The 9,554-nt window shown below is 35.0% G+C and carries 10 protein-coding genes; all 10 read left to right on the forward strand.

The genetic code is table 11. From position 1 onward, the window contains the following. Window positions 1-96 precede the first annotated feature (96 nt). On the forward strand, window positions 97-591 hold the full coding sequence (locus Q5O30_RS01495) for a hypothetical protein (RefSeq protein WP_021951993.1): 495 nt from the start codon (window positions 97-99) through the stop codon (window positions 589-591). A gap of 173 nt (window positions 592-764) precedes the next feature. Next, a complete protein-coding gene (locus tag Q5O30_RS01500) occupies window positions 765-1,259 on the forward strand; it encodes a hypothetical protein (RefSeq protein ID WP_021951994.1) in 495 nt (164 codons plus the stop codon). 14 nt (window positions 1,260-1,273) lie between these two features. Then, window positions 1,274-1,861, forward strand: coding sequence for a hypothetical protein (locus Q5O30_RS01505; RefSeq protein ID WP_021951995.1), 588 nt, complete (start codon window positions 1,274-1,276; stop codon window positions 1,859-1,861). Next, the gene (locus tag Q5O30_RS01510) at window positions 1,858-2,352 is read left to right on the forward strand and encodes a hypothetical protein (protein WP_021951996.1); all 495 of its coding nucleotides are present in this window, start codon (window positions 1,858-1,860) and stop codon (window positions 2,350-2,352) included. Before Q5O30_RS01505 ends, Q5O30_RS01510 begins: the two co-directional genes overlap by 4 nt. Before the next feature lie 101 nt (window positions 2,353-2,453). Continuing rightward, window positions 2,454-2,966: a hypothetical protein gene (locus Q5O30_RS01515; protein ID WP_021951997.1), complete on the forward strand. Its 513-nt coding sequence runs from the start codon at window positions 2,454-2,456 to the stop codon at window positions 2,964-2,966. After that, window positions 2,963-3,463 (forward strand): hypothetical protein, encoded by a 501-nt coding sequence (locus tag Q5O30_RS01520; protein ID WP_021951998.1) that lies wholly within the window; start codon window positions 2,963-2,965, stop codon window positions 3,461-3,463. The genes Q5O30_RS01515 and Q5O30_RS01520 overlap by 4 nt, the downstream gene beginning before the upstream one ends. Before the next feature lie 50 nt (window positions 3,464-3,513). Then, window positions 3,514-3,837 (forward strand): hypothetical protein, encoded by a 324-nt coding sequence (locus tag Q5O30_RS01525; protein ID WP_021951999.1) that lies wholly within the window; start codon window positions 3,514-3,516, stop codon window positions 3,835-3,837. A 331-nt stretch (window positions 3,838-4,168) separates the two neighbouring features. Then, window positions 4,169-6,865, forward strand: coding sequence for a GH36-type glycosyl hydrolase domain-containing protein (locus tag Q5O30_RS01530; protein ID WP_021952000.1), 2,697 nt, complete (start codon window positions 4,169-4,171; stop codon window positions 6,863-6,865). Window positions 6,866-6,969: 104 nt separating this feature from the next. Continuing rightward, the gene (locus Q5O30_RS01535) at window positions 6,970-7,872 is read left to right on the forward strand and encodes a glycosyl hydrolase family 17 protein (RefSeq protein ID WP_021952001.1); all 903 of its coding nucleotides are present in this window, start codon (window positions 6,970-6,972) and stop codon (window positions 7,870-7,872) included. 464 nt (window positions 7,873-8,336) lie between these two features. Then, window positions 8,337-9,554: hypothetical protein (locus Q5O30_RS01540; protein WP_302674510.1), on the forward strand; the 1,218-nt coding region annotated here is incomplete at its 3' end.

Below are 9,554 nucleotides of genomic sequence, written 5' to 3' on the forward strand. Positions count from 1 at the left end.
AAGGTTGAGGATTACCATGTGATAATCAAGGACGGTGAGTTGAATAGGTACAAGATGGAATAGACTTATGTGTTGGAATTTATGGAGAAAAATAAAATGAGATTAAGATGGGATAGTTATACAGTCTATAAGGGAAAGGAAACAATATTGTATGAAGATGATTACAATTTTGTGATTCCAATATATGATGAAAAAATGATAGATGATAAATGCATACAGGATGAATGGGGAGGTTACGTTCGCCCCGTCACGCCAGATCAGATAGGTGACATTTACAGTGTTAGACCGTACGCAATATATAAGGAACATAAGGTGGAATTAATGGGAAGCAAGTTGTCTGAAAAAATGGCAATCACGCCGACAAGCATGGATAATGAAGATTATGAAGAAACAATGAAAGCACTAGGTATTCAACATGTATCTCATGGAGAAGATATAATCTTTGTGCCTGCCAAGGACTTAGATTTTTACGAAAGGGTGAAATATTATGATAGATATGAATACTTTAAAGGAATATATAAGCCATACAAGGTTGAGGATTATCATGTGATAATTAAGGACGGTGAATTATACAGATATAAGGTGGAATAAATTTACATTTGAGAATGTACATATAGATAATTGAATAATAGATTTGATTATTCGAGTAATTGTGGCTATATAGCCACAATTACTTTTGAAAAAAGCTGTTTCAATACATAGAAAACTTTTTGAAAAATGTAAAAGACTTAATAAAGAGACATGAAAAAAATGGAGGGAGTAAAATGAAACTGAGAAGATATACGAAAACAACTTATAATAATGTAGCATATGAATTTGGAAACGTTATGGAATATGATGGATATTATATTTCTATGCATAACAAAATAGATGACAAATGTATAAAGTATGAGTGGGGAGGTTATATTCGCCCTGTGACGCCAGATGAGATAGGTGATATTTACAGTGTTACACCATATGCAATATATAAGGGACGTAAGGTGGAATTAAGAGGAAGTAAGTTGTTTGAAAAAATGGCAATAGCACCGACAAGTATGGATAATGAGGATTATGAAGAAACAATGAAAGTATTAGGCATTCAACATGAATATAATGGAGAAGATACAATCTTTGTGCCAGCCAAGGATTTGGATTTTTATGAAAGAGTAAAGTATTATGATAGGTACGAGTATTTTAAGGGAGTAGGAAAAACATACAAGGTTGAGGATTACCATGTAATCATTAAGGACGGTGAACTGCACAGACATAAGATGGAATAAATGTACATCTTGGGATGACAGAGAATGAAATAGGTATAGGCAGGTTTCAGGAACTTAAGCTTAAACCGTTAAATAATGGAACATACACGGAAAGAGAGAAGGAGATAATTAAGTCTATTAGAGAGAAGTTTACGATAGATGAGAATACATTGCTTAGAAAAATAATTAAGTCACAGGATGCAGAAAAATACGTAAGTGGAGACTATACTTCTGTACGAGGATACATATCAAGGGCAGAGGATTACAGTGAAGTTGGGGATTTTGAGGATATCTCTGAAACATTTCGTCTGGACTACAATGATACACCATATCATTCAACAGATAAGTCATACTGGAAGATAGAGTTTAAGACTATACCGGATGATTTGAAAAAGATCAATTTGGACAATACATATGGAAAAGAATTTGGAGGTCTGAATGAAGATATAAATCCATGTACAAGAAATGGATTTACAGGCGCAAAAAATGGAAAGGTAATACCGGAGTGGAACTTGGAAAAAGGAATAGAATATGATGATAAAGCGTTGATAACCAAGATTGAACATGGAAAGGTAGTGAAACAGTATAAATTTGTTGATGGAAAATGGAGGAAGGTAAAATGACATTGAGAAGAGGAATATATACAGAATATAAAAACAAAATACAGCAACTTCATCGTATTATGGATTGCGATGGATATTATATCTATATGCATAAGAAAATAGACGACAAGTGTATAGAAGATGAATGGGTAGGATACATTCGTCCGGTAACACCAGATGAAATAGGAGACATTTATAGAGTAATACCATATGCAATATATAAAGGACGTAAGGTGGAATTAAGAGGAAGTAAACTGTTTGAAAAAATGGCAATAGCACCAACTGACATGGATAACACAGACTATGATGAAACAATGAAAGTATTAGGCATTCAACATGTATATGATGGAGATGATACGATATTTGTTCCTGCAAAGGATTTAGATTTTTATGAAAGAGCAAAGTATTATGACAGATACGAATATTTTAAGGGTATATTTGAACCGTATAAGGTTGAGGATTACCATGTAATCATTAAGGACGGTGAACTTCACAGACATAAGGTGGAATAAACGTACATCTTGGGATGACAGAGAATTAAAAACATATGTTTTAATGGGAATTGTGGATGCATGTCTGCAATTCCTTTTGAGAAAAACGATTTAAATAGAAGGTGGTCTGTCACATAAGGGAGAAGTTTACAATAAACAAGAATACATTGCTTAGAAGGTATATCAAACCGGAGGATGTTGAAAAATATGTAAGTGGAGAATATAATGCTGTAAGAGGGTGTATATCAAGAGCGGGGGATTATAACGATGTAGGAGATTTTAAAGATATCTATGATACATTTAGACTTGGATATGAGCCAGCTAATGGAGGTACACCTGATTATCTTCCATCGCAGACGTCGTACTGGAAGATAGAGTTTAAGACTTTGAATAAGGAACTTAAGAAAATCAATCTGGACAACACATATGGTTATGAATTTGGTGGAAACAATACATTACCTGATCCATGTACACAAAATGGATTTACGGGATCAGAAAATGGCAAAGTTATACCGGAGTGGAATTTAGAAAACGGAATAGAATATGATGATAATGCGTTGATAACCAAGATTGAACATGGAAAGGTAGTGAAACAATATAAATTTGATGATGGAACATGGAGGAAAATAAAATGAGATTAAGACGAGGTATGTACACAATTTACAAGGGAAAGGAAATAAGATTGTATAATGACGATAGCAGAAATCAACTGATAGTTAAAATTCATGATGAACATATTGTAGATGATAAGTGCATACAGAGTGAATGGGGATACTATATTCGCCCTGTAACAGCTGAAGAAATAGGGGATGTTTACGGAGTCACACCATATGCAATATATAAGGGACATAAGGTGGAATTAAGAGGGAGCAAGTTGTTTGAAAAAATGGCAATAGCACCGACAAGTATGTATAATGAGAATTATGAAGAAACAATGAAAGTATTAGGTATTCAACATGAATATAACGGAGAAGATACAATATTTGTGCCAGCCACGGATTTGGATTTTTATGAAAGAGTGGAATATTGTGACAGATATGAATACTTTAATAAGATATATGAGCCATATAAGGTTGAGGATTACCATGTGATAATTAAGGACGGTGAATTGCACAGATATAAGGTGGAATAAACCTACATTTGGGATAATACCGATGGGAAAAAATTGAAGGAGGCAACATAGTGAAGAAAGTATCAATTTCATTAGCAGTCATAGGAGCAATTTGGGTTTTAATGGGAGTTATTGCACAGCTTAATAATTGTGGCGGAGAATTATTATTTTTTGTGGCAGGAGCTTTTATACTTATGGCAATAGTCACATTGGTGTGCAGAAAGAAAACTGTTGTTATTTCTGCGGGAGTGCTTGTAATGTACATAGCGATAATATGCCAATATATTATGTTCTATAGTTTTTACATTGCCAATATATGTATAATAATAGCTTTGGTAGTAGGATTTTTATTAATTCTTTATGGAATTATAGCCGGTTTGAAAACAAAAAAATAAGTTTATCATTATATCAAGATAAGAAGGAACGTTCATGTATCTGTATGTAATTACGGGTATATGGACGTTTTTTAGCGTTTGTCTTTAGGGCAAAAACAAGTGGAATTTTCCAGAAAGATTATTAAATAATAAAATGTGCAAAAATAAATCAGGTAGAAAGCCTACAAAATAAAAAAACATATTTAGGGTGCAAATTTGTATTATATGAAAAAAAAAGGAGTTATATAAAATTTTAATACTTTTTTTATAAAGAAAAACATACTAATATATTTATACTGAAACGATTTTATGATAATATAGATATACCAATATGTCATAAAGGAGAAATAAAATGGGCAACTTAAAATATTTAGATAAAAAAGGGACATTTACCCTGAATAATCCGGATTTAACTAGCTATATGTATTTTCCGTTAGCTAATGAGGCAGGAGTTATGAGCTCCATAACACCTGATTTAGGGGGAGATATAAAATTAGACCAGAATACATTTTTGTTAGAGCCGGTTAGCAGTGAAAACCTGCACAACAACAAGTCAGTAAGAAACTTTTGGATTTACGTTGAAGGTAAAAAAGCCTGGTCTGTGGCAGGACGTTCAGCAGCACAGCAGGCTAAGTTGTTTGATGATGATAAAGAAGAAGTGAAGCTGACAGCCGGAATTATGTGGCATCAGATAGAGAGAAAATCTGATGATTTAGGGCTTAAAGCTACAGTGACATCATTTGTTCCTGAAACTAAGGACAAGGTGGAACTGACTAAAATAGAAATTACAAACATAACAGATTCACATATTAAATTTACTCCTACTACAGCTATACCTTTGTATGGACGTTCGGCTTCAAATATAAGAGATCACAGACATGTTACCTCTTTGCTTCACAGAACATTTACGGTAAAAAACGGAATAGAAATCTTTCCGACACTTACATTTGATGAGAGAGGACACAATAAAAACACTGTTTATTATGGAGCTTTGGCAAAGGAAGAAACTGACGGAGTAATGGTTTCCCCAATTAGCTTCTGTCCTGTTACTGAGGAGTTTATCGGACGTGGCGGAAATTTTGAAAATCCATATATGGTTGCCAAGAATCTGCCTCTTCCGTATGGAATTGGTGAAGAAATTGACGGCTACGAAACAGTTGCGGCAATGAGATTTGCTGATGCTGTAATCTCACCGGGAGAAACAAAAACATACATTATAGCATTAGGCTATGGTAATTCAGAAGAAGAAATAGATAAGTTAGGGGAGAAATACCTTGACACAAAGGCTTTTGACAGCTTTCTTGAAGAAACTAAAAAGTATTGGCAGGATAAAATCAACGTAAGTTACAATTCGGCAGACAGTGATTTTGATAACTGGATGCATTGGGTTAATTTCCAGCCTATGCTTAGAAGAATATATGGCTGTTCATTCCTTCCTCATCATGATTATGGAAAAGGTGGAAGAGGATGGAGAGATTTATGGCAGGATTGCCTTGCCCTTCTTATTATGGAGCCAAAGCAGGTACGTCAGATGTTAATTGACAACTTTGGAGGTGTAAGATTTGACGGAACCAATGCTACTATTATAGGTTCAAAGCAGGGTGAATTTATTGCTGACAGAAATAATATTGTAAGAGTGTGGATGGATCATGGAGCATGGCCATACTTAACTACAAGCCTTTATATGCAGCAAACCGGAGATATTGAATTTTTAAATGAAGAAAATACATATTTTAAGGATGCACAAATTGGAAGAGGTGAGCATAGGGATAACCTGTGGAGTGATGGTGAAGGCAATATGCAGTTATCAGAAGACGATACACCATACAGGGGAACTGTACTGGAACATTTGCTTATACAACACCTTACATCCTTCTACGATGTAGGAGAACATAACCATATCAGACTTCGTGGTGCTGATTGGAACGACGGTCTTGATATGGCTGAAAAACGTGGAGAAAGTGTTGCATTCACAGCGTTATATGGCGGAAATTTAAGAGATTTAGCAAAAGATATAATGACTCTTTCAAAGAAAACAGGAAAGGGTACCATTTCTCTTGCAAAGGAGATTGAGGTTCTCTTAAATGCAGACAAGAAAGTTTATGACAGCATAGATGAGAAACACAAAGTTCTAAATGCTTATTGTAATGCAGTGGGGCACAAGGTAAGTGGCGAAAAGGTATCAGTAGACTGTACAAAGCTTTGCAATGTGCTTAATGAAATGTCATCATGGATAGCAGACCATATTAGGAAGACTGAATGGATTACCAATAAAGAGGGAAATTCATGGTTTAACGGATATTATGATAATAGTGGAAATGCTGTTGAAGGTGATTTTTCATCAGGAGTAAGAATGATGCTTACAGGTCAGGTATTTGCCATTATGTCAGGTACTGCTACGGATGAGCAGGTGGCAAAAATTGTAAAATCGGCAGACGATTATCTTTATGATGGAGCAATTGGAGGCTACAGATTAAACACAAACTTTAATGAAGTTAAAACCGATCTGGGAAGAATGTTTGGTTTCGCATTTGGACATAAGGAAAATGGAGCAGTATTTTCACATATGGCAGTTATGTATGCCAATGCACTTTACAGAAGAGGTTTTGCAAAGGAAGGATATAAAGTAATAAATACCCTTTATAAACATTGTCACAACTATAGCGTAAGCTGTATTTATCCGGGAGTTCCGGAGTACGTAAACCAGAGAGGTCAGGGAATGTATCATTATCTTACAGGCTCAGCCAGCTGGTTGCTTCTTACGGTATTAAATGAAATGTACGGTATAAAAGGTGAACTTGGCGACCTTAAACTTCAGCCAAAACTTTTAAACGAGCAGTTTAAGGATAACAAAGCAGGTGCATCCTGTCTGTTTGGTGGCGTAAACATTAATGTTACGTATGAAAATCCGAAGGGACTTGATGCAGGTGAATATTCCGTAAAGGAAATATATATAAATAATGAAAAGTATGGCAATGGTGATGTTATTGCCAAAGAAGATATTAACAAATTAAATAAAGAGGTGCAAATTACAGCAGTTCTTGGTTAGGTAGGAAATAAAACGAAGGAAGTTCATTTTTTGTAAATGTTTCCTATCACTGGTCATTAATCAAAAGTTGATGGCAATACATATTAGCAAGAGGAGGAAATATAATGGAATGGGCAAGAGCAATTTGCTATTCAGGCTATCGTGAAGGGCAAAGTCCCCAAACCTGCACGTACCCTACATATGAGCAGATAAAAGAGGACGTAAAAATTTTATATAACATGGGATTTAAGTACATAAGAATGTATGACCCCATTGTATATTCGGAAATGACATGCCAGGTAATAAGGGATATGAAGTATGATATGCAGATGATGTTGGGTCCTGACCTTATATCGGAAGTTAATAATCCTAATTGTCCGTGGCTTAAGACAAATTATTCAGATGAAGAGTTAAAGGCAAGGGCAAAGAGAAATGATGCCAATATTGATGAATTAATAAGAATTGCCAATGAAAATTCTGACATTATTAATGTTGTATCAGTAGGGAATGAAAATACTCCTAAATGGGGAGCCAATACAGTTCCTGTGGAAAGGCTTATTGAATTTGCCAAGAGGCTTAAGGCAGGAACGGGAAAACCGGTTACCTTCAATGAGGGAGCAATAGAATGGCAGGAATTAGGGAAACTGGCAAAGTATCTTGATATAATCAGTGTACATTCGTATCCTCTCTGGGGTGGCAATTCCGTGGAAGGTGGACTTAGGGAAAACAAAAAATGGTACAAACGTATGAAGGAATTGTATCCGGATAAGGAAATACTGTTCTCTGAAGTAGGCTGGGCAACAAGCAGTGTAGGATTTGCACAGATTAAAGAAGAGGATGCCAATGAAGAAAACCAGAAAAAATACATCGAGGAGTTTTGGAAGTGGAGTGACAATGAGAAAATAATTGCTTATATGTTTGAAGCTTTTGATGAACCGTGGAAAGGTGGAAATACTCCTGAAGAACCGGAGAAGCACTGGGGAATGTATTTTGTGGACAGAACCCCTAAACTGGTGTTTCAAAACTAAACAAGCAAAGACATTTGTCATTAAGTAATGATACCTAATATAATGTATAATAAGAAAAAGCTGTTGCGCTGATTTGTACCGACACCTAAAAGTTAGACCTAAAAATCTAACGATTGGAGGTCGGTACATTTAAAAGTCGGCGTAATGGCTTTTTCTGTTATAAAAACATTGGACTGTAATTATAAAAACGATGCAAGCCATAGAAGATTTGAAATGTTTTTGCAAAATGGATAATATAATAACAAAACACAGTAAATAAAGATAAAAATATTTCAAATCAAGTATATTAATAGTATGAAAAGAGTTAAAAAACGCATAAAACACTTGTAAAAAATGCATAAAATAAAAAGCGTTTCAAACGTTTTAATCGTTGAAATGCACAAAAGACAATGCTATAATAATAACATCTTTAGTTTGTACGAGAAACTAAATGAGTATTAAAGAATTAAAGGAGGATAACGTTAATGAAATTTAACAAAACAGTTAAGAAGTTTTTAGCTTTTGCATTAAGTTTAGCCATGGTTGTATCATCATTGGTTATTAATGATGCAACAGCCAGGGCAGAAGGAGAGTTTGAAATCTCTCGGATAACATGGAGCGTAGAAGATAACGTTAAAATGTTTGATGTGGAATTTACTTCTGCTTATGATGGTGAAACAGCAAAGGATCCTTATATCTACTGCATTTATGTAGACCAGACGGATTCAGATCATTCCGCAATTAACTATTCGAATGAATGGAATTGGAAAAGCAATTTTCAATGGCTGAATGAAAATGGAGGAATGAACAACAATTACAAGTTTGACAAGGTATTTACAATTGCATCTGATTTTGCAGCCAATGGAAAGGCAGGTATATATCTTGCACAGGGAACACATACTGTGTATATTGTAGCATATTCAACAGTTGAAGATGCTCAGGCAGATACTAACCCTGTAAAAACAGCATCAAAGGAAATTACAGTTCCGGGAGAGGTAGAAACAACTACAGTACATGATGCAGACACAGTGGCAAACATTGAAATTACAAGTGTTGAGAAGGACGTTAATAATGGAATTACAGTAAAATGGGTACACCCTGAAGGTATGGATGGTTTAACACAGGAATTTTACATTGGAACTCCGGACTCAGTTATTGAAGATGAAAAGCATTGGGCAAAGAACGGTACAAATAATTACATCTGGGGAGTTGCAAAAGGCAGAACAGATGTTGATAATGTTGTAGCTTCAAAGGATGATTCAATTAAAGTTGAAAATGGTGGTGACTATGTAGTTAGAATAATATATAAAGATGCTACAGGAGCCATAGTTGCAAGAGGAACTACAGAACCTGTTCATTTTGAAAAGTATGTTAATAATGAAATGAATGTATTTCAGGAGAGAAATGAAGGCTTAACAGCATTTCTTAAATGGACAAAGGTTACAGGAGCAGCTTCATATGCACTTTATGATGCTGAAGGAAATGAAATAAAGAAAGATATTGTTGCTGACTGGGTGGATGTTGTACTTGCTGATTATGATACAGAATTCACATATACCATCAAAGCATTTGACAGCCAGGGCAATGAAATAGAAGTTACAAAGAATACAGTAAATGCAAAGGTTTCAACACAGCCTGAAACTACAGAAGCTCCGACGGAAGCACCAACAGCTGCTCCAACACAGGCACCAACAGAAGAGTCA

The sequence above is a fragment of the Eubacterium sp. CAG:161 genome, from assembly GCF_000432355.1.
GTDB classification, from domain to species: Bacteria; Bacillota; Clostridia; order Lachnospirales; family Lachnospiraceae; genus Eubacterium_G; species Eubacterium_G segne.